General features: G+C 67.8%; 25 protein-coding genes and 4 pseudogenes. 15 read left to right on the top strand and 14 right to left on the bottom strand.

The window, feature by feature from the left end:
• Positions 1–40 precede the first annotated feature (40 nt).
• Entirely contained in the window at positions 41–412 is a 372-nt protein-coding gene (locus tag ABXJ52_RS37135; RefSeq protein WP_367048603.1) for a MerR family transcriptional regulator, read from the bottom strand.
• Positions 413–470: 58 nt separating this feature from the next.
• Here ABXJ52_RS37135 and ABXJ52_RS37140 point away from each other — a divergent pair, with 58 nt between their 5' ends.
• Positions 471–1,268: an SDR family oxidoreductase gene (locus ABXJ52_RS37140; protein WP_367048604.1), complete on the top strand. Its 798-nt coding sequence runs from the start codon at positions 471–473 to the stop codon at positions 1,266–1,268.
• A 173-nt stretch (positions 1,269–1,441) separates the two neighbouring features.
• Here the strand turns inward: ABXJ52_RS37140 and ABXJ52_RS37145 are convergent, their stop codons facing one another.
• The 5 genes from ABXJ52_RS37145 to ABXJ52_RS37165 all read right to left on the bottom strand — a co-directional run bounded on the left by ABXJ52_RS37145 (position 1,442) and on the right by ABXJ52_RS37165 (position 6,061).
• Positions 1,442–2,959, bottom strand: a complete 1,518-nt coding sequence (locus tag ABXJ52_RS37145) for a HAMP domain-containing sensor histidine kinase (RefSeq protein ID WP_367048605.1) — start codon at positions 2,957–2,959, stop codon at positions 1,442–1,444.
• Positions 2,956–3,660 carry a response regulator transcription factor gene (locus tag ABXJ52_RS37150; RefSeq protein ID WP_367048607.1) on the bottom strand — a complete coding sequence of 235 codons (705 nt, stop codon included), beginning with the start codon at positions 3,658–3,660 and terminating at the stop codon, positions 2,956–2,958. The genes ABXJ52_RS37145 and ABXJ52_RS37150 overlap by 4 nt, the downstream gene beginning before the upstream one ends.
• Positions 3,661–3,711: 51 nt before the next feature.
• Positions 3,712–4,593, bottom strand: coding sequence for an ABC transporter permease (locus ABXJ52_RS37155; protein ID WP_367048609.1), 882 nt, complete (start codon positions 4,591–4,593; stop codon positions 3,712–3,714).
• Positions 4,590–5,504: an ABC transporter ATP-binding protein gene (locus tag ABXJ52_RS37160; RefSeq protein ID WP_367048610.1), complete on the bottom strand. Its 915-nt coding sequence runs from the start codon at positions 5,502–5,504 to the stop codon at positions 4,590–4,592. The genes ABXJ52_RS37155 and ABXJ52_RS37160 overlap by 4 nt, the downstream gene beginning before the upstream one ends.
• A gap of 335 nt (positions 5,505–5,839) precedes the next feature.
• On the bottom strand, positions 5,840–6,061 hold the full coding sequence (locus ABXJ52_RS37165; RefSeq protein ID WP_367048612.1) for a hypothetical protein: 222 nt from the start codon (positions 6,059–6,061) through the stop codon (positions 5,840–5,842).
• 192 nt (positions 6,062–6,253) lie between these two features.
• On the opposite strand from ABXJ52_RS37165, the gene ABXJ52_RS37170 reads away from it, so the two are divergent.
• Both ABXJ52_RS37170 and ABXJ52_RS37175 read left to right on the top strand, forming a co-directional pair.
• Complete coding sequence (locus ABXJ52_RS37170; RefSeq protein ID WP_367049488.1) at positions 6,254–7,087, top strand: phosphotransferase; 834 nt, start codon at positions 6,254–6,256, stop codon at positions 7,085–7,087.
• A 205-nt stretch (positions 7,088–7,292) separates the two neighbouring features.
• Positions 7,293–7,709 (top strand): CBS domain-containing protein, encoded by a 417-nt coding sequence (locus ABXJ52_RS37175; protein ID WP_367048614.1) that lies wholly within the window; start codon positions 7,293–7,295, stop codon positions 7,707–7,709.
• 200 nt (positions 7,710–7,909) lie between these two features.
• Here ABXJ52_RS37175 and ABXJ52_RS37180 read toward each other — a convergent pair whose 3' ends face one another.
• Entirely contained in the window at positions 7,910–8,680 is a 771-nt protein-coding gene (locus ABXJ52_RS37180; protein WP_367048615.1) for a methyltransferase domain-containing protein, read from the bottom strand.
• Between the two features lie 28 nt (positions 8,681–8,708).
• Here ABXJ52_RS37180 and ABXJ52_RS37185 point away from each other — a divergent pair, with 28 nt between their 5' ends.
• Entirely contained in the window at positions 8,709–9,170 is a 462-nt protein-coding gene (locus tag ABXJ52_RS37185; RefSeq protein ID WP_367048617.1) for a MerR family transcriptional regulator, read from the top strand.
• Positions 9,171–9,448: 278 nt separating this feature from the next.
• On the opposite strand, the pseudogene ABXJ52_RS37190 reads toward ABXJ52_RS37185, so the two are convergent.
• Positions 9,449–10,266: pseudogene (locus ABXJ52_RS37190) on the bottom strand (IS5 family transposase).
• Positions 10,267–10,349: 83 nt separating this feature from the next.
• On the opposite strand from ABXJ52_RS37190, the pseudogene ABXJ52_RS37195 reads away from it, so the two are divergent.
• The 3 genes and pseudogenes from ABXJ52_RS37195 to ABXJ52_RS37205 all read left to right on the top strand — a co-directional run.
• Positions 10,350–10,985, top strand: a pseudogene (locus tag ABXJ52_RS37195) (DUF4232 domain-containing protein); the annotation flags it as partial.
• 103 nt (positions 10,986–11,088) lie between these two features.
• Complete coding sequence (locus tag ABXJ52_RS37200) at positions 11,089–11,466, top strand: hypothetical protein (RefSeq protein ID WP_367048618.1); 378 nt, start codon at positions 11,089–11,091, stop codon at positions 11,464–11,466.
• A 9-nt stretch (positions 11,467–11,475) separates the two neighbouring features.
• Positions 11,476–12,090: pseudogene (locus ABXJ52_RS37205) on the top strand (glycoside hydrolase family 95 protein); the annotation flags it as partial.
• Positions 12,091–12,154: 64 nt separating this feature from the next.
• On the opposite strand, the gene ABXJ52_RS37210 reads toward ABXJ52_RS37205, so the two are convergent.
• The gene (locus ABXJ52_RS37210; RefSeq protein WP_367049489.1) at positions 12,155–12,736 is read right to left on the bottom strand and encodes a TetR/AcrR family transcriptional regulator; all 582 of its coding nucleotides are present in this window, start codon (positions 12,734–12,736) and stop codon (positions 12,155–12,157) included.
• A gap of 99 nt (positions 12,737–12,835) precedes the next feature.
• Here ABXJ52_RS37210 and ABXJ52_RS37215 point away from each other — a divergent pair, with 99 nt between their 5' ends.
• The 4 genes from ABXJ52_RS37215 to ABXJ52_RS37230 all read left to right on the top strand — a co-directional run bounded on the left by ABXJ52_RS37215 (position 12,836) and on the right by ABXJ52_RS37230 (position 15,813).
• The gene (locus ABXJ52_RS37215) at positions 12,836–13,273 is read left to right on the top strand and encodes a VOC family protein (protein WP_367048620.1); all 438 of its coding nucleotides are present in this window, start codon (positions 12,836–12,838) and stop codon (positions 13,271–13,273) included.
• A gap of 240 nt (positions 13,274–13,513) precedes the next feature.
• The gene (locus ABXJ52_RS37220; protein ID WP_367048621.1) at positions 13,514–14,671 is read left to right on the top strand and encodes a pyridoxal-phosphate dependent enzyme; all 1,158 of its coding nucleotides are present in this window, start codon (positions 13,514–13,516) and stop codon (positions 14,669–14,671) included.
• Between the two features lie 25 nt (positions 14,672–14,696).
• Positions 14,697–15,425 (top strand): PAS domain-containing protein, encoded by a 729-nt coding sequence (locus tag ABXJ52_RS37225; RefSeq protein ID WP_367048623.1) that lies wholly within the window; start codon positions 14,697–14,699, stop codon positions 15,423–15,425.
• A gap of 247 nt (positions 15,426–15,672) precedes the next feature.
• A complete protein-coding gene (locus ABXJ52_RS37230; RefSeq protein WP_367048624.1) occupies positions 15,673–15,813 on the top strand; it encodes a hypothetical protein in 141 nt (46 codons plus the stop codon).
• A gap of 236 nt (positions 15,814–16,049) precedes the next feature.
• On the opposite strand, the gene ABXJ52_RS37235 is transcribed toward ABXJ52_RS37230, so the two are convergent.
• The 3 genes from ABXJ52_RS37235 to ABXJ52_RS37245 form a co-directional block, all read right to left on the bottom strand.
• A complete protein-coding gene (locus ABXJ52_RS37235) occupies positions 16,050–16,517 on the bottom strand; it encodes an ATP-binding protein (protein ID WP_367048626.1) in 468 nt (155 codons plus the stop codon).
• A 368-nt stretch (positions 16,518–16,885) separates the two neighbouring features.
• Positions 16,886–17,518, bottom strand: coding sequence for a phosphotransferase (locus tag ABXJ52_RS37240; protein WP_367048628.1), 633 nt, complete (start codon positions 17,516–17,518; stop codon positions 16,886–16,888).
• Positions 17,519–17,554: 36 nt separating this feature from the next.
• Entirely contained in the window at positions 17,555–17,695 is a 141-nt protein-coding gene (locus tag ABXJ52_RS37245; protein ID WP_367048630.1) for a hypothetical protein, read from the bottom strand.
• Positions 17,696–17,793: 98 nt separating this feature from the next.
• Here ABXJ52_RS37245 and ABXJ52_RS37250 point away from each other — a divergent pair.
• Positions 17,794–17,889: pseudogene (locus ABXJ52_RS37250) on the top strand (mini-circle protein); the annotation flags it as partial.
• A gap of 601 nt (positions 17,890–18,490) precedes the next feature.
• Here the strand turns inward: ABXJ52_RS37250 and map are convergent.
• Positions 18,491–19,267 (bottom strand): type I methionyl aminopeptidase, encoded by a 777-nt coding sequence (gene map / locus ABXJ52_RS37255; RefSeq protein WP_367048632.1) that lies wholly within the window; start codon positions 19,265–19,267, stop codon positions 18,491–18,493.
• Between the two features lie 64 nt (positions 19,268–19,331).
• Here map and ABXJ52_RS37260 point away from each other — a divergent pair, with 64 nt between their 5' ends.
• From ABXJ52_RS37260 to ABXJ52_RS37270, 3 genes are all read left to right on the top strand, one after another.
• A complete protein-coding gene (locus tag ABXJ52_RS37260) occupies positions 19,332–19,637 on the top strand; it encodes a helix-turn-helix transcriptional regulator (protein ID WP_367048633.1) in 306 nt (101 codons plus the stop codon).
• Positions 19,638–19,969: 332 nt separating this feature from the next.
• Positions 19,970–21,130 carry an alkaline phosphatase PhoX gene (locus tag ABXJ52_RS37265; RefSeq protein WP_367048635.1) on the top strand — a complete coding sequence of 387 codons (1,161 nt, stop codon included), beginning with the start codon at positions 19,970–19,972 and terminating at the stop codon, positions 21,128–21,130.
• Positions 21,131–21,331: 201 nt separating this feature from the next.
• A complete protein-coding gene (locus tag ABXJ52_RS37270) occupies positions 21,332–21,664 on the top strand; it encodes an ABC transporter permease (protein WP_367048637.1) in 333 nt (110 codons plus the stop codon).
• 41 nt (positions 21,665–21,705) lie between these two features.
• On the opposite strand, the gene ABXJ52_RS37275 is transcribed toward ABXJ52_RS37270, so the two are convergent.
• Entirely contained in the window at positions 21,706–22,245 is a 540-nt protein-coding gene (locus tag ABXJ52_RS37275; RefSeq protein ID WP_367048639.1) for a nitroreductase/quinone reductase family protein, read from the bottom strand.
• Between the last annotated feature and the right edge of the window lie 4 nt (positions 22,246–22,249).

The following is a 22,249-nucleotide window of genomic DNA, read 5'->3' on the forward strand; positions in this document are numbered from 1 at the left end:
CTACGGCTGGAGTACTAGGCGGGCGTACGCCCCTGCCCGCCTAAGCTGTTGCGCCAGTGACCTGTTCGCCTGCATGGATAATCGAGCTGAGCATGGCGTGGGCTCCCTGTAGTTGTTCGATGGAGCTGCTCAGCCGCTCTCGTTCGACCTTGAGGTCCCGGTTCATTTCCTCGCATGTCGGCGCCAGTATTGCCCCCTCGTCGGCCATACAGGGCAGCATCTCCCGGATCAGGTCGGTGTTCAGCCCGGCTCCGAGCAGGATCCGTATGCGGCGCACGGTGTCCATGTCGGAGTCGTCGAACTCGCGGTAGCCGCTGGACCGCCGCTGCGGCAGCAGCAGCCCTTGCTGCTCGTAGTACCGCAGGCTCCTGGTGCTGACGCCGGTGCGTTTCGACAGCTCGCCGATGAACATGTGACTCCCGACATGGCAGTTGACTCTGACATTGACGTCAAGGTCTAGCTTAAGCGCCATGACAACAACCCAGCATTCCCAGCCCAGTTCAGCCGGTTACGCGAAGGCCCTGGCCGGCAGAAGGGCCGTCGTCACCGGCGGCACCGTCGGCATGGGCCAGGCCATCGTCCGGGCCCTCACCGACCGTGGCGCCGACGTGGTGTACACCGGCCGCAGCGAGCAGCGCCTGGCCCAGGCCCAGGAGGCGCTCGCCACCCCGCTGGCCCACCCGATCCGCTCCGACGCCACGCATGGCCCCGCCATCGCCGCCCTCCGCGATCAGGTCGCGGACCGCATGGGCGGCATCGACTACCTGTTCATCAACCAGGGCATCGCCGAGTTCCAGAAGCTCGAAGATGTCACCGAAGAATCCTGGGACCGTATCTTCGACGTGAACACCAAAGGCGCCTTCTTCACCGCCCAAGCTCTGGCACCCCTGATGTCCAAGGGCGGCTCGATCGTCTTCACCACTGTCTCCAACGACCAGATCTTCCCCGGCCTCAGCGCCTACTCAGGGGCGAAGGAAGCCGTCACCGCCTTCTCGAAGGTACTCGCCGCGGAGCTGCTCCCGCGGGGGATTCGCGTCAATACGCTCGCACCCGGCTTTATCCTCACTCCCACTATGGGCGTCGCTGAACTGACGGATGATCAGCGTGCCGAGTTCATAGAACAGGGCAACGCGTCCACGCCGATGGGCCGAGGAGGCACCGTGGAAGAAGTCGCCGCTGCCGCGCTGTACTTGGCCGTCGAGGCCACCTTCACCACGGGGGTGGAGCTGCCCGTGGACGGGGGATTCGGTCAGGGCCTCGGCGGATAACCCAAGCCCGCCCTGCACCTGGCTCACGCTTGTTTCCCGGCAGGGCGCTAGTGGTTGCGAAGGGTGACCAGTCCGGATTCGTAGGCGAGGGCATTCGTAGGCGAAGACGCCGTTCGGGGCTCACTGACGTTGTGCCTGTGCCCTGTTGGGCGGGCGGTGACGAGCGAGCAAGCTCAGTCGCTCAGAGCGTCGGTGTGCTCCGGAATCAGAATGCGGAAGGTGGCACCGCGGCCGGGAGCGGTGTGCACCTCCACTTGGCCGTGGTGGGCGGTGACCAGGGAGTGGACGATGGACAAGCCCAAGCCGGCGCCGCCGGACCGGGTCCGGCCGCGTGCGGTGTCGGCGCGGTAGAAGCGGTCGAAGACGCGGGTGGCCTGATGGGCCGTCATGCCGGGCCCCTGGTCGCTCAGTTCGAGGATCGCCTGTCCGTTGTCCGTGCCCACGCCGATGCGGACCGGGCTGCCCGAGGGGGTGTGGGCGATGGCGTTTCCGACCAGGTTGGACATGACCTGGCGCAGCCGTGCCTCGTCCCCCAGCACGGGAGCGCCGAGCGGGGGGCCGCCGCCGGGCCCGGTGAGCGTGACCGTCCGGTCCGGGGCGAGGGCTTTCAGGTCATGCAGGGCGTCGGCCGCGAGCGTGCGCAGATCCATGGGGGTCAGTCGCAGCGGCAGCTGGGTTGGGGCGGTTTTGTCCTCGTCCAGTCGGGCCAGGAGCAGGAGGTCTTCGACGATGCGTACGAGGCGGGCGGTTTCACGTTCGATGCGGTTCATCGCGGTGGCGACATCGCTGCGCTCGGGCATGCCGCCCATGCGGTACAGCTCGGTGAATCCCTTGATCCCGAACAGAGGCGTGCGCAGTTCGTGGCTGGCGTCCGCGATGAACGTGCGCATACGGGCGTTGGTGGCCGCCCGCGCCGTGTCTCCGGCCTCGATCCGGTCCAGCATGCCGTTCAGCGCTGTGGCGAGGCGTCCCAGTTCGGTGCGGGTGGGGGCCAGAGCGGGAACTCGTCTGGACAGGTCACCGTCGGCGATGGCAGCCGCGGTTGTCTCGATACGGCGCAGGGGACGCAGCCCGGCGTGCACGGCGAACCATCCGATGACGCCCAGCAGAACGAGAACCAGCGTATCGATCATCAGCATCCGCAGCCCCAGCTGCCGGATCGTGCTGCTCACCGGTTCCAGCGAGCCCGCCACCACGATGCTGCCGTACCCGCGCGACACGGTCCCCTGTTGCTGCCTGGGGGAAGGTAGTGGCTGGGCGATCACGCGCCAGTCGTTGCCGTCACCCGCTGCCTGAAAGGGGTGCACGCCGCGGGCGTTGATCGCCCCCGCGTTCAAGCGTGGCAGACGGGGCGGCGCCCCCCTCGCGGGGCGCAGGGTCTGCGCCACGGTGCCGTCCGCACGCAGACGAGCCGCGTAGACGTCACCGGTCAGCTCCCGCTCGACCGCTTCGCGCACCTTCGGCGCGGTGGCACCGGTGCCCGCTTCTGTGTCCGGGAACCGCGCCGCCGCGGTGGCGGCCGTACGCAACCGCTCGTCGAGCTGGTCGACCAGCTGCCGCTGGAGGAGCGTGACCAGCAGCGCGTTGCTGGCGAGCAGCGCGGTGACAACCAGCAGCAGACAGATGATCACCAGACGGGCCCGCAGCGACAGACGCCAGTCACGGCGGCGGATCGACGGTGTCATCCTCATGCCCGGGGCCTGCGCAGGACGTAACCGGTGCCGCGCACGGTGTGGATGAGCTTGGTATCCGCCGTGTCGATCTTCCGGCGCAGGTAGCTGACGTAGGAGGCCACGATGGAGTCGTCGCCACCGAAGTCGTAATGCCATACCTGGTCCAGCAGTTGTTCGCGGGACAGGACCTGCCCGGCGTTCTCCATCATCACGCGCAGCAGGCTGAATTCGGTCGGGGACAGGAGCACGGGCATCCCGCCGCGGGTGACGTGGTGGCTGTCGATGTCCATTTCCAGGTCACCCACGGTGAGGCGGTGGTCCTCGCGCTGAAGGCCGCTGGTGCGCCGCAGTACGGCCTGGATGCGGAGGATCAGCTCCTCCAGGTTGAACGGTTTGGTGACGTAGTCGTCCCCGCCCACCTTCAGTCCGCTGATCCGGTCCTCGGCCGCGTCCCGTGCGGTGAGGAAGAGGACCGGCGGGTGCTCCTGCCTTCCGGCCGGGCGTTCGCGCAGGCGGCGGGCGACCTCGAAGCCGTCGATGTCGGGCAGCATCACGTCCAGCACGATCAGGTCCGGGGACGTCTCGCGCACTGCCGTCAGTGCCTGGGAACCGGTCTCTGCTGAGGTCACCTGGAAGCCGGCCAGCTGCAGGCTCGCGGACAGCAGTTCGCGCAGAGTGGGCTCGTCCTCCACGAGGAGCAGGCGTTGTTTCGTCGTCATGGCATCCGTCCCCGACCGGTGATCTACTGCACGCTCAGTGTCGCTGCCGCATCAGGCATCGCGCTTGCGGAACACGACGAACGCCGCCGCAAGGAGCGCGGTCACGCATCCTGCCATGACGCCCAGCCCGGTCCAGGGGGCCAGCAGGTCCGGGTCGCGGACAGCGGTGATGATCTGGCCTCCGGCGATGGGCGGCCAGAACTTCGAGACCCAGTCGCCGAGCGCGCCGGGCAGTGCGGGTGCGAACGCCTGGACGATGAGCATGACGCCGAACAGTGTCGTCACCGTCGCCGTGGTGGAGCGGATCAGCGTGCCCAGTGCCAATCCGAGGAGGGCAGCCAGGGCGAGATACAGGCCGCCGCCGAAGATGCCGCGCAGCGCCACGGCGTTCGTCAGGCCCAGGTGCGGAGCGCCCGCCCCGGAGAGCGACGCCTGCCCGATGAGGAAACCGGCCAGCGAGACCACGGCCCCGACCGGCAGCGTCACAGCCGTCAGAACCACTGTCTTCGCGCCCAGGACACGCGCCCGCTGGGGCACCGAGGCAAGCGTGGGAACGATCGTGCGCGCCCCGTACTCCGCAGTCATCACCAGACCGCCCAGCAGCCCGAACGCGATCTGTGCCACCAGATAGCCCATCAGACTGGTCGCCAGCGGGTCGAACGCAGCCCGGTCGGCGGGGGACAGGTCCGCGTACTCGCTGCCGGAGGACGAACCGTTCAGTGCGGCGAGCCCCACGGCGAAGACCAGCGCGCCCAGGATCACGAACAGCGTCGACCGCATCGTTCGGATCTTGATCCACTCGGCGTGCAGACTGTGCCGGAATCCGGCCCTGCCCGGCTCCGCATCCTGCGGAGCGGACCGTCGACCGCGTACGTGAGAAGGCAGCTCCGCCGAGTCCTGCCGCGGCTCGGGGTGTGTGAGGGGGTGGCTCATCGGTTCGTCTCCGTTTCAGCGTGGTACTCCACCGCATCGCGGGTCAGGTCCATGAATGCTCGTTCCAGGGATGCCTGACGCGGGGACAGCTCGTGCAGTTCCACGCCGCCCGCTGCGGCAAGGGCTCCGATCTTGGCCGCTTCCAGGCCGGTGACCACCAGCCTGTCGTCGTCCTCGGCGCGCACTGCGGGGGCACCGGACAACAACGACCGGAGTACCTCGGACTGAGGGGTACGCACCAAGACCTCGTGCTCGGAGTGCGCCTCGATGAAGCCCCGCATCGTGGTGTCGGCGATGAGTGTGCCGCGGCCGATGACGATGAGATGGTCAGCGGTCAGTTCCATCTCACTCATCAGGTGGCTGGACATCAGAACGGCGCGTCCCTCTGCGGCCATCCTGCGCATGAGCGAGCGGATCCACACGATGCCCTCGGGGTCGAGACCGTTGAGGGGCTCGTCGAAGACGAGCACCGGCGGATCGCCCAGCAGCGCGGCGGCGATGCCGAGACGCTGCCGCATGCCCAGGGAATAGGTTCCTGCCCGCCGCCGGGACACCTTCTCCAGACCGACCTCGGCCAGTACCCGATCTACGCGGCTGCGCGGGATCCCGTTGCCGGCGGCGAGAGCCAGTAGGTGATGGAAGGCAGTACGGCTGGGCAGAACGGCGCCAGGATCAAGGAGCGCCCCGACCGCCCTGAGCGGGGCCGGCTGGGCGCCGTACGCCCTCCCCATGACAGTCGCGGTACCCGAGTCGGCGGCGTCCAGGCCCAGAAGCATCCGGAGGGTGGTCGACTTGCCCGCGCCATTGGGGCCCAGGAAGCCGGTCACCTCTCCTGGACGGACCCGAAAGGTCAGATCATCCACGGCGAGAACCTCGCCGTAGCGCTTGGTCAGTCCGCGTACTTCGATCATCGAGTCTCCCCAGGCCATCGGTGGCAGTAGTGCCCGTGGCGTTCACGAACACCGCACCAGCGTCGTGGCCGGAGATGGGAGCGCATGGAAGAACATGAACGCCGCATGGGAACGGCGATCCTGTGACCTGCCGCTATCGGACAGGCAGCGCGTGAAGGGGGGAGCCTCACATGAATCTCACATGCGGGCACGCTCCCCAGAGGCACGGGCGTTGCATACGCCCGCCCGGGCAGGCCTCGGGCCCGGCGAGTCTTGCGCCATGCTGTGCCCAGCGGGCCGCACCTTGACCGTTGCCATAGAACTTGGATCGCCGATGGAACTTCGATTGCCGTCGGCTACCAGGAGGTCTTGCGTCCTGCCTCGGTCAGCGTGAGGGTCAGGTGGCCGATCCACTCGCCGTCGTCGGGGTACGCCCGGTTGGCGTCGTCGACCAGGACCGCGGGCAACTCATCGCGCGCGATGGCTCTGCCGGGCAGAAAGCCTCTGCTGCCGTTAGGTGTGATCCAGGGGGTGACACGGCAGACGTCGATCCACCCGCTGTCCACGAGCGGCAGCAAGACACGCAGTGGTTGGAGACCGCGCGGGAGTGCGTGAGTCGGTGATTGGCCGAATGAAACCTAGGGCCTGTGCAGGTCCTGCTTTGCGATGCTTACCGCCGGGCTGGATGCGGCCCCCAAAGATGTGCACGAAGTCATCGGGGGCATCGCTGCTGTCCCCAGATGTGAGTACTCAACATGACGGAGAACGGTATGGAGCCATCAGAACTCCGCCGCGCAGTTGAAGCGGCACGGGCGACTGCTTTGGAGCTGGGCCTTCCGGTCGACGATGCGATCGTCATCCACAACTCGGACCGCGTCGCGGTCCGCCTGGTCCCTGGCGATGTTCTGGTTCGGGTCGCACCTTCAAGGCAGCTGGTTGATTCCGAGTTTGAAGTAGAGGTTGCTCGCCGTCTCACCAGCGCCAACGCGCCCGTGGCTGAGCTCGATCCTCGGGTCGAGCCTCGAGTCTATGTGCGTGACGGCTTCGTCATCTCGCTGTGGACCTACTACGAACCGGTGGGTTCAGAGATCACACCGGCCGACTACGCAGACGTATTCCTGCGGCACCATGCCGCCCTGCGCCAGGTCGATCTGGACGCACCGCATTTCACCGATCGAGTCGCCGTGGCAGTGAGAGTGGTGAACGACCGGGATCAGTCCCCCGAGATGCCCGATCCTGACCGGGAACTCGTCAGCGGCACACTCACTGGACTGAACGCCGCGGCCGGCATCGACAAAGCCAGAGACCAGCTCCTGCACGGCGAGCCTCACCCGGGCAACCTCTTGAACACGAGGAGAGGGCCGCTCTTCGTAGACCTCGCCACCTGCTGCCGTGGACCGATCGAGTTCGACCTCGCCCACGCCCCCGAAGAAGTGGGAAAGCATTATGCGGGGGCTGACCACGCCCTGATCCACCGGTGCCGCGCCCTGAACTGGGCGATGTTCTGCGCCTGGCGCTGGCGCAGAGACGATCAAATGCCGGAACGGGACCACTGGAGAGTGGAGGGCCTCAACCAGGTTCGTGCGGCACTCGATCGCTGCTGACCGAGCTGAACTCGACCGGTCTGAAAGACCCCCGCCTCGTGCCCAGGTCAACGACCCGGACGAGTCCCATGGCCGACCGGGCAAGTGCCGAATCCGCCGCCCTAGCCGAGGAGTTGGACGCACCCCGGTCCCGAACGAGCCGACATGGTGCCGCCTCACGGCGAACGCCGCAGCCCGGACAACGGAACTTTGAAGGAGGCTTGTGATGACGAAGGCGCGGGACATCATGACCGGCGGGGCGCAGTGCATCTGCGCGCAGGAGAGTGTGCTGAACGCCGCACGCAAGATGAAGGACCTCGGGGCAGGGGCGCTGCCGATCTGCGGCACCGACAACAGGCTCAAGGGTGTGCTCACCGACCGCGACATCGTGGTCAAGGCCCTGGGCGCGGGCAGGGATCCCGCCACCTGCCAGGCCGGCGAACTCGCGCAGAGCGAGGCGGTGACCATCGGAGCCGATGACGACGCGGAAGAGATCCTGCGCACGATGACCGCGCACAAGGTGCGACGGCTGCCGGTCGTTGACGGACACGACCTGGTCGGCATGGTCGCCCAGGCCGATGTGGCCCGCTCCCTGCCCGACCCGAAGGTCGGCGTTCTCATCGAAGCCCTGTCCAGCGACTGACTTCCGGCTGCCACACGGTGAAGGAGCCGACGCCCGCGACGGCACGGTCGATCTCGGGCGAGATGATCCACGCTGGACAAACCTGCCGCCTCGACGCCCCTCACCATCGAGATCACGATCTACGGTGCTGAGGAGAAGGGGGAGGGCGGATAACCGACCGGAATCGGTACCACCACCTCGTGTTGGTCCGTGGTCACCACTCATGCGGTGGCGGAGGCCACGAAGATGGGAATGGCGATAAGGAGGTGGCCGGTCTCGGCGCGTCGGCGCTGGTCGGTGAGCCATTCGTTGGCCTGGTCGCGGCCGACGGCTCCGCTGGCGCAGGCTGGTTCGGCGATCCTCGAGAGCAGTGACAGCATCTCGGGACCGTTGAACACGCTGGTATGCACCTCGACTGAGACGTCCTTGAAGCCGCCGTCCAGGAGCATGCGGCGGTACTGGCGGCCCGCGCGGGGCGTGGCCAGGAGGTCGGCGCGGGCCTGCACGATCCTGCGGGTGAGCGCCGCGTCATCCGAGTCGATCATGATGGCGTCCCAGTCCTGACCGACCAGGACGATGCCGCCGCCCGGGCACAGGACCCGTCGTGCCTCCTCCACCGCGTGTCCTGGCTCGCGAAGTAAGTGCAAGACCTTGTCAGCACGGTAGCCGTGCACGCTCTTGTCGGCGAATGGCAGAGCCTCTGCTTCCGCTTGCCGGAAGTCGCCTGCCGGCCACCGTTGCCGGGCGGCGGTCAGCATCTCAGGGTCGGGTTCCACGCCCACAGCGTGGACGCCGTGGGCGGCCATCTCGGCGACAGCGCGTCCAGCGCCGCAGCCGACGTCCACGACGGTCGTGCTTGGTGCGAGAGACAGCAGTTCGTAGGACCGGGCCCGCAACAGGGCCGCGTCCGGCATCTGGTCCGCGGCGTCGAGGACGGCCAGCAGGGCTTCGGTGTCACGGTGCTCTTGCACCGCTTCCTGGTTCTTGTCCATGGACGTCATGCTGCGACTTAATGTTGACATGAAGTCAAGCGATGACGGCGGGGCCGACTCGATGAGTATCGGCGCCCTAGCGGCACGGTTCGGCCTGGCCACGCACGCGCTGCGGCATTGGGAGACGGTGGGTCTGTTACACCCCGTACGGGACGCCGGCGGACGCCGCCGCTACGGTGCGGACGACCTCACCCGCGTGGCGACGATCCTCATGTTGAAGGAGGCCGGCCTGGGCCTGAGCACCATCAAGAGCTTGTCCGCAACCGTCGACCGTGCCACCCGGCACGAGATCCTACGTCCCACGGCCGAGGAACTCCGGTCGAGGGTTGCGGCGGCCCAGGCTTCGTTGGAGCTCATCGAGGGCGGCCTGAACTGCACACACGAGGATGTCACTCAGTGCCCGACCTACCGCGGCCTCCTCGCCGAGCGGGCCGCCCAGCGAAGCCCGTCCGAAGAGGGAATGATCCTCGCCGTGGCACCAGCTTCATGAGACCCCGGCGATGCCTCGCAACAACGGCTACGGAATGACATCCAACCCATGCGGTGGGCCTGCCGAGTTGTCGAGTTGTGAGGCGGAAACCTGGGATCTTCACTGACCTGCAGGCCCGCGCCGACACGAAGGACGGGATCACCCAGCCGACCTGTCAGCAGGGCCAACGTGCGTCCGAACCCACGCCCGGCTGCATCGCCCGAAAGCTGGACCCTTCCTTGCGAGAGCGGTACGACCGGCCGTCACTCGACGAACTCCATCCACCAGACTTAAAGGCGCTAACAAAGCCGTTGGACGTGGCGGTGGGTGATCAGGCAGACGGCGAGACCGAGGAAGGCCTCATGGATGTCGTCGCGCCGTTCCCAGCGGATGCGCAGGCGGCGGAAGCCGTGGAGCCAGGCGATGGTGCGCTCGACGACGTAGCGGAAGATGCCCAGGCCGGTGCCGTGTGGCTCGCCTCGTTTCGCGATCACGGGGCGGATGCCGCGCTGCCAGAGCAGGCGGCGGTACTTGTCGTGGTCGTAGCCGCGGTCGGCGAGAAGCGCGTCAGGGCGTCGGCGCGGTCTGCCGACCCGTCCCGCGACGGCTGGGATCTTGTCGAGCAGGGGCAGGAGTTGGGTGACGTCGTTGCGGTTTCCGCCGGTCAGGGTCACTGCGAGCGGGATGCCCTGGCCGTCGACGATGAGGTGGTGCTTGCTGCCCGGCCGTGCGCGGTCGACCGGGCTGGGCCCGCTTTTGGGCCTTTACGAGCTGCCCTGACGTGGGAGGAGTCGATCACCGTCCGGCCCCAGTCGATCTGGTTCTTCGAGCGCAGCTTCTCCAGCAGGACGACGTGGAGTTGGTCCCAGACGCCGGCGTCATTCCAGGCGGCCAGGCGCCGCCAACAGGTCATTCCCGAGCCGAAGCCAAGCTCCTGGGGCAGATACTCCCACTGGATGCCGGTATGCAGCACGAACAAGATCCCGCACAGGGCCTGCCGATCGGGCACCCGCGGTCTGCCCTGTGCCAGCTTCGGTCCAGGCTCGGGCAGCAACGGCTCGATAAGCGACCACAGTTCATCCGACACGATCCACGGCCGCGACTGACGTTTCGCCACAACCAGACCAACGAGCCGACGCGCCAAGAGTCACATGATCAACCGCTTTTGTTAGAAGCAGTAAGTCCGAAGGGCCCACCGGTAAACAGGAAACGGCCGTCGTTGAGGTGAAGAACAACGGCAAGGCGACGTGTACGCTGCGCGGCTACGCCGATGTGTCGCTGATGCAGGGCAAGACGAGTGAGACGCTGCGCGACGCCAGCCAGCCCGAACCCAAGACGGTGTCTCTGGCACCGGGCAAGAGCACGCAGTTCACGCTGCTTTTCCTCAGCGAGAAGGACGAGCCGAAGCAGGCCCTCTCTCCCGACAAAGCGGTGGTGAAACTGCCCGGCAGTGACACCTCTTCCACCCTGCCGTGGAAGTGGGGGCCGGTGACCAAGCAAGAGGCGGCAACCCACCCGGGCAACTCCGTGGGACCCGTCGGAGCCATGCTCCAGGCCGAAGGATCTCCCGCCGGCAAGGAAGTTGACTGCGGCAACGGTTGGAACAACTTGCGTGTCCACGCCGTGACAGCCAGGGACCACAAGGCTGCCTGCTCCATGGCACAGAAGGTATCCAGCGGCTACGGCAAAGCCGTAGAGGCGAAGAAGAGCGAACCGATCACGGTCACCGTGGACGGCAGCAACTGGAAGTGCCAGGAGCAGGAGAGCGACCCCAGCCCCTTCCAGCAGTGCGTGAACACCAAGGATTCAGCGGAGAAGGTCAAGCTGCTGTCCTGAACCGGCATCAGAGGCGTGGAACTGCCGAGACGAGAGGCGAACACTGCGGCGCATTGCCCCCAGGGCAGTGCGCCGCAGTGTTCCTCTCTGATTCCAGGCCGGGGTGGGTTCACAGTGCAGCGCTCGCCTCGTCGTCCGGGAGCGGCTGCGGGGTGGGCGTGATGTCGTCCTGGGGCTGGTCGTCCTTCTTCTGTTCGTCCTGGCCTGCGCCCGGCTTCGGCTTGGGGTTGGTGAGCCAGGAGGTCACCTTGCCGCTGGCGGACATATCTGGAAGAAGAAGATCGGCAAGGACACCTACCTCGCGGTCTACAACCTCGGCACCGGGGCGAGCGACATCAAGGTCGACTTCAAGAAGCTGGGCGCCCACGGCAAGCAGCAGCTGCGCGATGTCGTCGACCGCGAGAACCTCGGCTCCATCAGCAAGAGCTGGACGGCGAACGATGTGCCGGCGCACGGCTCGCGCCTGATCAAACTGTCCTAGCGGGTCGCGGACTACTGCCTCGCCCAGCTGCCCGCCTGGAACAAGGTCACCCAGGATCAGTTCAACGACCCGCGCAACCGGTATCGCAACACCTCCGGCAAGGTGGCCGGATGGACCGTCGCCTTCTCCACCAACCCCTATGGCGGCAACGGATGGTGGTGGCATCCCGCCGGAAACGCCTTGCTGGCCGAATCCCTCTACGAGCACTACGAGTTCACCCAGGGCCGCGACTACCTCGCAAGGATCATGCCGTTGCTCAAGGGCGCCTGCGAGTTCTGGCAGGCACGCCTGAACACGACGACAGTCGACGGCCGCGAGGTTCTGATCGACGACCACGACTGGTCACCGGAGCACGGCCCCCAGGACGCTCGTGGCATGACGTACACCCAAGAGCTTGTGTGGGCTCTGTTCGGCCACTATGAGCAGTCCTGCCGGCTCCTGGGACAGGACACCGCGAACGCCGACACGGTCAAGGGCCTGCGCGAGCGGCTCTACATGCCGGAGGTCAGTCCCAAAACCGGCTGGCTGCAGGAGTGGATGAGCGCCGACAACCTGGGCGAGACCACCCACCGCCATCTCTCCCCGCTGATGGGCCTGTTCCCTGGCGACCGCATCCGCCCGGACGCCACGGGTTCGGATCTACTGCCATCCGCACCAACTTTCAGGCGCCGGGGGTCCGCGCGAGAGGTCAGGCCGGAATGCGCAGCCCCGCCAGGAGCCGGTCGAGCGCCTGCTCCCCGGCCTGCGGGTCCCCGCCTCGCGCGATCCACAGTGCGGCCTCGTTCATCGCCCCCGAGAGCAGCCGGGCCAGGGGCTCCACCGGCTGTTCGTCGATGATCCCGGCTGCGGCGAGCGCTGTCAGGGCCTCTGCGAGGTGCCGCGCGGATGATTCTTCGTCCAGGGCCCGCCACTCATCCCAGCCCAGTACGGTCGGGGCGTCGACCAGCAGGATCAGCCGCACCGCCGGGTCGGTCCCCGCGGCCAGGAAGGCCCGGCAGCCGGCGCGGAGCTGCTCCCAGAGATCCTGATGCCGCTGGGCTGCGGCCGCGACCCGCTCACCCAACTCCCGTTGGACCTCGGAGACGACAGCGCGGAAGAGCCCCGCTTTGCTGTCGAAGTGGTGGTACGCGGCTCCTTTGGTGACTCCGGCTGCCCGCGCCACCTCCGCCAGCACTACGTGGTGGTACCCGTCAGCGGCGAACTGCCGCCGTCCCTCGGCCAGCAGCGCCTGGCGCGTGGCCGCTCGCTGCTCCGCCCGGTTGACCGCCATCGTGCGCACCGCCCTTTCCATTTCGCGTACCCGAGGTATGCTAACCCCACGGTTCACATACCCAGGGTATGTGAAATGCGACGTGAAAGGACTTCTGCCATGACGCACGTGCCCACGGCCAAGCTCGGCGGCTTCTACCCAGTCCTCGCCACCCGCGACGTGGCGGCCTCGCGTGACTTCTACACCCGCCACTTCGGGTTCGAGGTGACCTTCGAGGCGGCCTGGTACGTGAGTCTGCGGCGCCCCGACGCCCCGCAGTACGAGCTGGCCCTCCTGGACCACGCCCACGCGACCGTCCCCGCGGGCCACCGGGGTCCGCTCCAGGGCGGCTTGCTGTTGAACTTCGAGGTGGACGACGTGGGCTCCGAACATCAGCGGCTCGTGGCGAACGCCGGTCTGGATGAGCTACTGCCGCTGCGTACGGAGGAGTTCGGTCAGCGCCACTTCATCGTCGCCGCCCCCGACGGTGTCCTGATCGATGTCATCACCGTCGTCCCGCCCGGCCAGGAGTACGCCGCCCTGTACACCGGCGCCTGATCCTGCGGCTTCGTCCAGTTGATCCGCTGATCCCTGCGGCCGTCTCGGAGACCTCGCCTCGGACTGCGTGTTGCCGCCTCTAGTTGAGCTGATGCGGATAGCCGGTTCCGAGGCGCCGCAACGATAAGTTGGATGCATTGTCTAGAGCTAGAAAGATAGTCTAATGTGGGAATGGCGGGGTATTCGCCGGTCGCGCCCCCCGGCGGCAGCGCATCGATCGAGGAGTAGCCGGAACCGTCCATGAATGCCGAACAGCACTCAGCCGTCACTGTCCCGGGCCTGTACGACCGGTCGGGAAAGCGCTACTCCCTGGACGACCCCCGGTGGCGGGGCGCCGACGGCAGCCCTCTCGCCGTCAGCGCGCTGCCGGGTCTGCGTCCCGATCAGATCGACACCGCCGAGCGGTCCCTGTGGCGCTACCGCGAGGCCTTGCCCGTCCCGGCCGCCCGTTGTGTGAGCCTGGGCGAAGGATGTACGCCGATGGTCCCGGTCGACTGGGCCGGTCAGCGCGTCCACTTCAAGCTGGAGTGGTTCAACCCGACCTCCAGCTTCAAGGATCGGGGCGTAACGGTGATGATGTCCCACCTCGCGGCACACGGCGCCGACCGGGTACTCGAGGACAGTTCGGGCAACGGCGGTTCCGCGGTGGCCGCATACGCCGCTGCCGCAGGCATCCGCGCCAAGATCATCGTTCCCGCCGCAACTTCGGCGGCCAAGATCCTCCAGGCCCGCGCCTACGGGGCCGAGATCGAGCTCGTGGGTGGCACCCGCGACGAGGTCTCTCAGGAGGCGATCCGCCAGTCTTCGCAGATCCAATACGCCAGCCACAACTGGCACCCCATGTTCATCCAGGGCACCAAGACCATCGCCTACGAGATGTGGGAGTCGCTCGGCTTCACCGCGCCCGACAGCGTCGTCCTGGTGGCCGGGGCTGGCAGCAACATCATTGGGTGCGATCTCGCTTTCGGCGAGCTGCTCGATGCCGGTCAGATCGACAGGCGCCCGCGCCTGTTCGTCGGGCAGCCCGAGCACTGGGCGACCATCGTCGACACGTTCAATGGCATCGACCCGGCCTGCCGTGGCGAGCGGGTACCGACGATCGCCGAGGGTGCTTCCATCGCCCACCCGGTCCGGCTGCCCGAGGCGGTGGAGGCCATTCGCCGCTCCGGCGGTGGCGCCTGCGCCGTCCCCGAGGCAAAGATCCGCGCCGCGGTCCGCGCACTGAGCGCGCGAGGCTTGTACGCAGAACCGACCAGCAGCGTCGCCGCGGCGACGCTCGATCACTTCATCGCGACGGGGGACATCGCTCCGGGCGAGACGACCGTGGTCGTGCTCACCGGTGCGGGGCTCAAGTCCGCCGAAACGATGGCCTCGGTGTTCGCCGGGCCATCCCACTGAGCCCGTGCGAGGAAAGGAGAGCGCGATGGCACACCCCTCCGAAGACGATCTGACCGACCACCACCCCGCACGGGAGGGCAAGCACCTTGTAGGGGAGGACGAGCTCCGCGTAAGGGACGACGAGCACCTCGCTCGAGAAGACGAGCACCTCGTACGGGAAGCAGAGCGCATCGCCGTTGCCATCGGGCGCACGTTCCCGGGCCTGTGCGAAGTCGTCCTGCACGATCTGCGCCGGCCCGACAGCGCCATCCGCGCCATCGAGAACAACCTGTCCGGGCGGCAGGTCGGGGACTCAGCCACCGAGCTGGGGCTGCGCCGCATCGCGGACCCCGAGTACCCCAGCGTCATCCAGAACTACAGCAACCAGTTTCCCGACGGACGCCCGGCCAAGAGCACCTCGATCGGCATCAAGAACGCCGACGGGCGTTACATCGCGGCCCTCTGCCTGAACCTGGACGTCAGCACGCTGTCCCCGCTGGCACTGACGCTGGCCAACCTCGTCGCCACGGACGCCGACCACCGGGGCGAGGCACTGGAGACGCTGCGTGACCGCACCGGACGCGAACTCCGGTCGCTCATCGACTCCTTCGCCGCCGAGCGCTCCAGTACGCCCCGCGGTCTCAACCGCGATCAGAAGCGCGAACTGGTCCGGCAGCTGCATCGCGAGGGGTTCTTCGAGACCCGGAGTTCCGCGCAGCTCATCGCCGACCAGCTCGGCGTCTCCCGGGCGACTGTCTACAACTACACGAAGTAGCCGCCCCACCCAGGTGAAGTAGCCAGCCCGACTACACGAAGTAGCCATCCCGCATACCCGCAAGAACATCCCTGTCTGGCCAACAGCACCGCGATGAGATCACCGGCATGTGTGTGCTGCCGGAACACCGCGGACTCGGTGTCGGTGTCCGGGCGGACCTCGTCATTCGCCTTGGCGTAGGTGGTGACCGCGTCCTGGGCTGCCCCGGGCCAGGTCACGCGCCGCCCGCCATACCGTCTCGTGGGCTGTGACTGCTGTGCGGCCACGGGTGGGCGGTCGGCGGACCGTACTGGTCTCGCAGGCGCTCGGCCTGGGCGTGCGCCGCGTCGGCCGCCCGCTGCATCTCGACGAGTTCTTCGAAGGTGCGTGCCTCAGCAGCCGATGGTAGGGAGGACTCAGCGCGGAGTGGCCTCGACTCGCGCAGGAGGCGAGCATGCTGTGGCGTAGGCCGCCCCGCTGACGGCTCGTCTCCACCCTGACGTGGCAGGGCGAGTTGGCGCTCGCCCTAATCGGCGCTACTCGGTCGCGAACCGCTCCGCTTCCGTGCTGACATCGCGATAGGCGCGGCCCGGTCTCGTCAACACTTCTCTGGCATGGGGGAGTGAGGGCCCGGAGCGGGATGATTTACAGTCTGTGGCCCGCGGCGTCGCCGCCGGGGTCGTCGGCCAGCACGACGGCGGCGGTGATCCGCTTGCCCACAGGTTCCCGCTGTACTTGGAAGCTCTTGGACACCGCCATCACGATCTCGAGTCCGTGCTGGCCGATCCGGGAAGGGTCTTGGGCCAGGACTGCGGGGAGTGTGGTGCTGCTGTCCCAGACGCTCACGTCCACCGCGCCGTTCTGGACCTCGAGGGTTACCAGAAAGGGTCCGGGCGCGTATTTGCGGGTGTTGGTCACCAGCTCGCTGACCACCAGCTGCACCATGCCCATCGCTCGGCTGGAGACCGGGAACCCGTGGCCTGCCTGCACATCTGCCAGAAAGCTTCGGGCCAACGCACGAGCGGCGGGGATCTCTTCATCTTCGTCACCGAAGGCCGCTGAAACCGAGATGGTCCCACGGAGCTCCAGCCCTCGTTCGTCTGTCTGGTCCATACGGTTTGCCTTGCTGCCCGGGTGTCCTGCCACGTCGCACAGCAGCTCCCTACCCCGAGAACGGCATCCAACACAGCAGCCGGTCTCGGCAGCCCTGCCGCCTCCAGACCCCGAGCCGTTGGGCGAGCCGCAGACAGGTGTGTGGCGCCCGTGGCGAATGGCGCGGACGGCGATGACGGCTGCCGCCGCGGACCCTCTCATGGCGCGGCGGGGGCAACAGCCGACGTCGCACCTGCGCCGCGAACGTCGACCGCCATCAGCCAAGAGGAGTGCGGGCTGGGGAGTCTTCCTTCGCGCGCCCTGGATCAGCAACGCAACTGCAAGGTGCTCAGCCGCGGGGTCGACGTGGCGCAGCGGCCTGGAGTGGGCTACGGCAGCGCGGCGACGGCTCGGTCCAGCGAGCCGGTGAAGCCCGACCAAGCGAGGTCGGTGTCCGGGCCGCGCTCATGCGGGGAGCGGAAGGTCCGCAGGTAGATGGTGAGATCATCGAGGTCCCAGCGCAGCCGGTACAGGTCCAGCGCCGCCGGGTCGGGCCTTCGACCGGTGACCGCGGTGTACGTCTCGAACTCCGCGCCACTGCCGCCCGCGATCATCCAGAGGTCTCGCTCCGGTGGTGCCGGGGCGACCGTGTCCCAGTCGATCAGCAGCAGCCGTCCGCCGTCGCCTCGCGGCACGTTGCCCGGATGCGGTTCGCCGTGGGTGAGTACCGGCTCGGCGCCGCGTACCCGCTCGCACAGTTGGTCGTAGTGAGCGAGCACGTCGCCCACGATCCGCGGGCCGCGTGCCGCAATGGCCTCGCGGGCCGGCTCGGCGTAGGGGCCGCCGTGCCAGCGCGTGCTCAATTCCCCGAGCGCCGCTTCCAGAACAGGGCGGCCGGCCACCGTCGGGTCGTGCACAGGGGGGCCGGGCACCTTGGGCGTGGTGCGGTGCAGTTCCCCGAGCAGCGAGGGCCGTCCGCTCCGCCTGCGGCGGCTCGTCACCGAAGTGACCAGGGGCGCCATCGGCGTATGGGTAGAGCATCACGGCATACGCGGGGTTCAGCTGCAGGACGGTTTCGCCCTGTGCCGTGGGGGCACCGGGGCGACGACGAGGTCCAGCCCGGCCTCGCAGGCGAGGGCGGCAGTGTCCATGGCCTGGCGCAACCGCTCGTACGGCCGCTCGTCGGAGACTTGGGCCACGCTGACGAACCACCGCCTACCGTCGCCGTCAACCGCCCACCAGTGGTGGTCGCCGAAGCCGACGGGCGCGTAAGTGAGAGTGGTCGCCGCAAGCCCCTGATGAGGACCCCGACCGCGAGATGTGTATCGCTGGCGACTTCCCGCTCACACAGTGGATCGACGAATACGCCGAACAGAGCGCCCACCTCCGCGACGGGGCGACGTAGGCAGCGAGGTTGCCGAGGGTCTGCCGGCCGCCCTCGATCGCGCCGTGCTTCGCGATTGCCTGATCGCGCAGCTCCTTGGTGGGGAACACCGTGAGCATCTCGATACGGGTCGTGTCCCCGCCGGGCGTGAACGTGAGGACGGGTGGGTCCGCAGATAGCGGCGTTCGGCGGCTGGTCGGCTGGCGATGCCGAGCTGGGCCGGAGAGGCGGCCCAGCTCGCGCCCTGCCCGCCCGGTTTCCGTCAGGTCGCTCACCAGCCGGCGAGCTGCTCGCGAATCTCGCGCAGCTCCGGCAGCTCCGGCAGCTCCGGCAGCTCCGGCAGCTCCGGCAGCTCCGGCAGTGCAGCCAGGGGACAGGAGAGAGAAGAGGCGCTCTTCCTCCTCGTGCATGCTGTTCGGCGACGAAGTGCCCTACCAACACGTTGGTGAACCAGCACCTTGGTGACTTCCTCTGACAGCTCCAGGCGCCTTAGTGAGTTCCTCGGCCAGCTCCAGGCGCCGCGAAGCACCACCGGCTGGACCGCTGTCTGCGTGAACAGCGCATCGACCTCGCGAGGCTCGTAGCGGTACTGCGGGGCGGCGCGCCTCGGCTATGCCGATGTGGGCAGCGTGAGGATTTCGGCTCCGTCGTCAGTGATGGCGATGGTGTGCTCGCTGTGTGCCGTCCGGCAGCCCGTTGCGCTGCGCAGCGTCCAGCCGTCGGCGTCGGTGACGAGCGTGGCGGTGTCGGCCATGACCCAGGGCTCCAGGGCCAGGAGCAGCCCAGGGCGCAGCTTGTAGCCTCGGCCGGGCCGTCCGGTGTTCGCGACGTGTGGGTCCTGATGCATGGTCGAGCCGATACCGTGACCGCCGAACTCGACGTTGATCGAATAACCGGCTTCGCTGAGGACCGTACCGATGGCGTGGGAGAGGTCGCCGATGCGTGCCCCCGGCTCGGCGGCGGCGATGCCCGCGGCCAGAGCGCGTTCGGTCGTCTCGATCATGGCGACGCTCTCTGTCGGCCGGGCGTTACCGACGAGGAAGCTGATCGCGGCATCCGCGGCCACTCCGCGCGTGGAGACAGCCAGGTCGAGGGTGAGCAGGTCGCCGTCGGCCAGCGCGTAGTTGTGGGGCCGGCCGTGGAGCACGGCGTCGTTGACGGCCGTGCAGATGTAGTGGCCGAAGGGGCCGCGACCGAAGGACGGTGCGTAATCGACGTAGCAGGACTGTGCGCCCGCCTCGGTGATCATTTCCTTGGCCCACTGGTCGATGTCCAGAAGGTTCGTGCCGGCCGTGCTGCGCTGCTTCAGGGCGTGCAGGATGTCGCCGACCAGTGCTCCGGTGGTCTTCGCCTGCTCGAGCCGGGTGGAGTTCAGGATCTCAATCATGGGGGCCTCTCACATGCTTCCAATAACTATACCGGTCTAACTGTACCGGTATTAGAATGGCGGCATGGTCAGGTTGCCGCTCACTCCCGCCGAGGTCGAACGCGGACAGCGCCTCGGCGCGCTGCTCCGCCAGGCCCGGGGCTGCCGCTCGATGCTCGACGTCGCGCTCGCCGCGGGCATCTCGCCGGAGACGCTCCGAAAGATCGAATCCGGCCGCGTGGCCACCCCCGCCTTTCCGACCATCGCCGCGATCGCGGACATCCTCGGGTTGTCCCTTGACGCGGTCTGGGCCGAAATCAGCCAGCCGGAGCGCGCCGGCGAGGGCCGGCCGGTCCTGCCTGTCGCCCGGCCCGCGCTGTACGCCTCGTAACCCGCTGCATCGATTTCGCGCGGCGGGCTGTGCATCACGGACGCGCGCCGTTGCGCATTGAACATCTTCAGGGGCCCTCCAGGGCCAGGACGACCTTGGCTGCGGACCATCGGCGCGCACTTGATGGGGCGGCAGCTGCGCAGACCACCACCCACCGGCGAGGCGGCAGGTTCTGGCAAAGGGTGCGGCGCGACAGGCCGACAGCAGACACTTCCACTTCATCGGTTGTTGACGCACCGTCAATCCGGGACTCTTAGGTTCCGGAAGCGCCCCCCGCGACCCGCCGCCCGACCGGCGCGGCAGGGACGGTCACGAACCCCTGGAGTGATCAAGTGGAACGTCGTAGTTTCCTGCGCGGAGCAGTCGTCGGCGGCACAGCAGCGGCCTTCGGCTACACGCTCATGCAGGGCGCTGCCTACGCGGCACCCGCACAAAAAGGCCCCGGCCCGTACGGAGCGCTCGGCCCGGCAGACTCCAACGGCATCCAGCTACCCAGCGGCTTCACCAGCCGAGTGATCGCCCGGTCCGGCCAGAAGGTCGGCTCCACCACCTACACCTGGCACGACGCCCCCGACGGCGGCGCCTGCTTCGCCGACGGCACGGGTTGGATCTACGTCTCCAACTCGGAGACTTCCTCCACCGGCGGCGCAGGCGCGATCAAGTTCAACTCGACGGGCTCCATCACCAGCTCGTACCGGATCCTGTCCAACACCAACCGTAACTGCGCCGGCGGGGCGACCCCCTGGAACACCTGGCTGTCCTGCGAGGAGATCAGCACCGGTTACGTCTACGAGACCGACCCGTGGGGCGTGAAGGCGGCCGTGCGCCGCGACGCCATGGGCCGCTTCAACCACGAGGCGGCGGCCGCCGACCCGGTCCGCAAGGTGATCTACCTGACGGAGGACGCGTCGGACGGCTGCTTCTATCGGTACGTGCCGTCCACGTGGGGCAACCTGTCGGCGGGCACGCTCCAGGTCCTCAACGCCGGAACGGCCACCTCCGGCAGCTTCACCTGGACGACCGTGCACGACCCGGACGGCTCGCCCACCCCGACCCGCGATCAGGTTTCCGGTGCCAAGCTGTTCAACGGCGGAGAGGGCTGCCACTACGCCAACGACACCGTCTGGTTCACCACCAAGGGCGATGGCCGCGTCTGGCAGCTCAACGTGGCCGCCAGCACCTATGAGCTGGCCTACGACGACTCCCTGGTCGTCGGGGGCGGAGCCCCTTTGACCGGCGTCGACAACGTCACCGGCTCGTCCTCCGGCGACCTGTACGTCGCGGAGGACGGTGGGAACATGGAGATCTGCATCATCACGCCGGACGACGTGGTCGCGACGTTCCTGCGGATCAGCGGCCAGTCCTCCTCGGAGATCTGCGGCCCGGCCTTCTCACCGGACGGCAAGCGCCTGTACTTCTCCAGCCAGCGAGGTACGGGCGGCAGCTCCTCCAGCGGCATCACCTACGAAGTCACAGGCCCCTTCCGCAGCTGACCGACCCCTGTCACGAGCCGCGCAGGCCCACTCCATGCGTTCCACAGAGAGGTGCGAGTGACAGCAGACGACTCCTTCGGCTGTCTCGATGATGACGACTACCCCGTCACGTAGCTGACAGACCGTCACCCTGGCCTGTACCTCGCCGATCGGGCGGCCCTGGAAGCCGTACAGGCCGAATCGGACGAGACTCAGGCGTGGATGGCGTATCTGGTCCTCGGCGTGGTGGTCGGCTTCTCGGTCATCTCCCTGCTCAACACGCAGATCCTGGCGACGACGGAGCGGCGCAGGGAGTTCATGCTCCAGCGTCTGATCGGCGCCACCCGCCGGCAGGTCCTGCGGATGTTGACGGTGGAAGCGCTGATGATCTCACTGGCCGGGCTGCTCCTCGGCCCGCTCGTCGCCGCCGCGACACTGGAGCGGGCGGTGGACAGCCTCCGCGACGCCCTTTCCTCGGGCCGGTGGGCCGAGCGAAACCGGGACCTCGTCGCCCTCGACGCGGCGGAGCTGGGCCTGCGCCTGCCCGTGGCGTGAATCACTGTGTGCTGCTCATACGTTGGGAGCCGCACCGGCGCTCAATTCAGGTGGCTTCTCCCGGCGCGAGTATGTGCAAGGGGCCTTGGGGCCAGGACGAAGACCCGGATTTCTCGTCGGATGTGGCGGGCGTAGTCGTCGAAGCACGGCATTGCGGCAAGGATTTCGTCCTGGGCTTCTCGTTGTTCCTCGGGGGACAGCAGGCGTGCTTGGACCGGCCAGGAACGGCGGCGCCAGTGGACCGTGGCGCGCGGTTCGCGCAGCAGGTGCCAGGACCAGGCGGGGTGTTGAGGGCGGCCGAAGTTGGTGGCCATGACGATGAAGGTGTCTGCTGCGGTCTGAGAGGTCAGGAGGGGGGTGTGACAGACGGTTCCGTCGCGGCGTGTGGTGTGCAGGATCAGGACCGGAACCAGCAGACGGCTGGGGACCCAGCGGCCACGGGTCCATTGGTGGAAGCGGCGGTCCAGGCGGGGCAGCAGGAGAGGTCCACAGCGGCGCAGGAGCCAGCTGTTACCGACGGCCCGTAGCAAGCGCTGCCGAAGACCCTGGGACCGGCTGGGAGGCTGGATCGGCGTTGTCATGGTC

The sequence above is a fragment of the Streptomyces sp. Je 1-332 genome (assembly GCF_040730185.1).
In the GTDB taxonomy this organism is placed as follows: Bacteria; Actinomycetota; Actinomycetes; order Streptomycetales; family Streptomycetaceae; genus Streptomyces.

Coding starts and splice junctions, on each gene's coding strand:
- ABXJ52_RS37135 (WP_367048603.1), bottom strand. CDS start 412: ATGTTCATCGGCGAGCTGTCGAAACGCACCGGCGTCAGCACCAGGAGC.
- ABXJ52_RS37140 (WP_367048604.1), top strand. CDS start 471: ATGACAACAACCCAGCATTCCCAGCCCAGTTCAGCCGGTTACGCGAAG.
- ABXJ52_RS37145 (WP_367048605.1), bottom strand. CDS start 2,959: ATGAGGATGACACCGTCGATCCGCCGCCGTGACTGGCGTCTGTCGCTG.
- ABXJ52_RS37150 (WP_367048607.1), bottom strand. CDS start 3,660: ATGACGACGAAACAACGCCTGCTCCTCGTGGAGGACGAGCCCACTCTG.
- ABXJ52_RS37155 (WP_367048609.1), bottom strand. CDS start 4,593: ATGAGCCACCCCCTCACACACCCCGAGCCGCGGCAGGACTCGGCGGAG.
- ABXJ52_RS37160 (WP_367048610.1), bottom strand. CDS start 5,504: ATGATCGAAGTACGCGGACTGACCAAGCGCTACGGCGAGGTTCTCGCC.
- ABXJ52_RS37170 (WP_367049488.1), top strand. CDS start 6,254: ATGGAGCCATCAGAACTCCGCCGCGCAGTTGAAGCGGCACGGGCGACT.
- ABXJ52_RS37175 (WP_367048614.1), top strand. CDS start 7,293: ATGACGAAGGCGCGGGACATCATGACCGGCGGGGCGCAGTGCATCTGC.
- ABXJ52_RS37180 (WP_367048615.1), bottom strand. CDS start 8,680: ATGGACAAGAACCAGGAAGCGGTGCAAGAGCACCGTGACACCGAAGCC.
- ABXJ52_RS37185 (WP_367048617.1), top strand. CDS start 8,709: ATGAAGTCAAGCGATGACGGCGGGGCCGACTCGATGAGTATCGGCGCC.
- ABXJ52_RS37210 (WP_367049489.1), bottom strand. CDS start 12,736: ATGGCGGTCAACCGGGCGGAGCAGCGAGCGGCCACGCGCCAGGCGCTG.
- ABXJ52_RS37215 (WP_367048620.1), top strand. CDS start 12,836: ATGACGCACGTGCCCACGGCCAAGCTCGGCGGCTTCTACCCAGTCCTC.
- ABXJ52_RS37220 (WP_367048621.1), top strand. CDS start 13,514: ATGAATGCCGAACAGCACTCAGCCGTCACTGTCCCGGGCCTGTACGAC.
- ABXJ52_RS37225 (WP_367048623.1), top strand. CDS start 14,697: ATGGCACACCCCTCCGAAGACGATCTGACCGACCACCACCCCGCACGG.
- ABXJ52_RS37235 (WP_367048626.1), bottom strand. CDS start 16,517: ATGGACCAGACAGACGAACGAGGGCTGGAGCTCCGTGGGACCATCTCG.
- ABXJ52_RS37240 (WP_367048628.1), bottom strand. CDS start 17,518: ATGGCGCCCCTGGTCACTTCGGTGACGAGCCGCCGCAGGCGGAGCGGA.
- map (WP_367048632.1), bottom strand. CDS start 19,267: ATGATTGAGATCCTGAACTCCACCCGGCTCGAGCAGGCGAAGACCACC.
- ABXJ52_RS37260 (WP_367048633.1), top strand. CDS start 19,332: ATGGTCAGGTTGCCGCTCACTCCCGCCGAGGTCGAACGCGGACAGCGC.
- ABXJ52_RS37270 (WP_367048637.1), top strand. CDS start 21,332: ATGGCGTATCTGGTCCTCGGCGTGGTGGTCGGCTTCTCGGTCATCTCC.
- ABXJ52_RS37275 (WP_367048639.1), bottom strand. CDS start 22,245: ATGACAACGCCGATCCAGCCTCCCAGCCGGTCCCAGGGTCTTCGGCAG.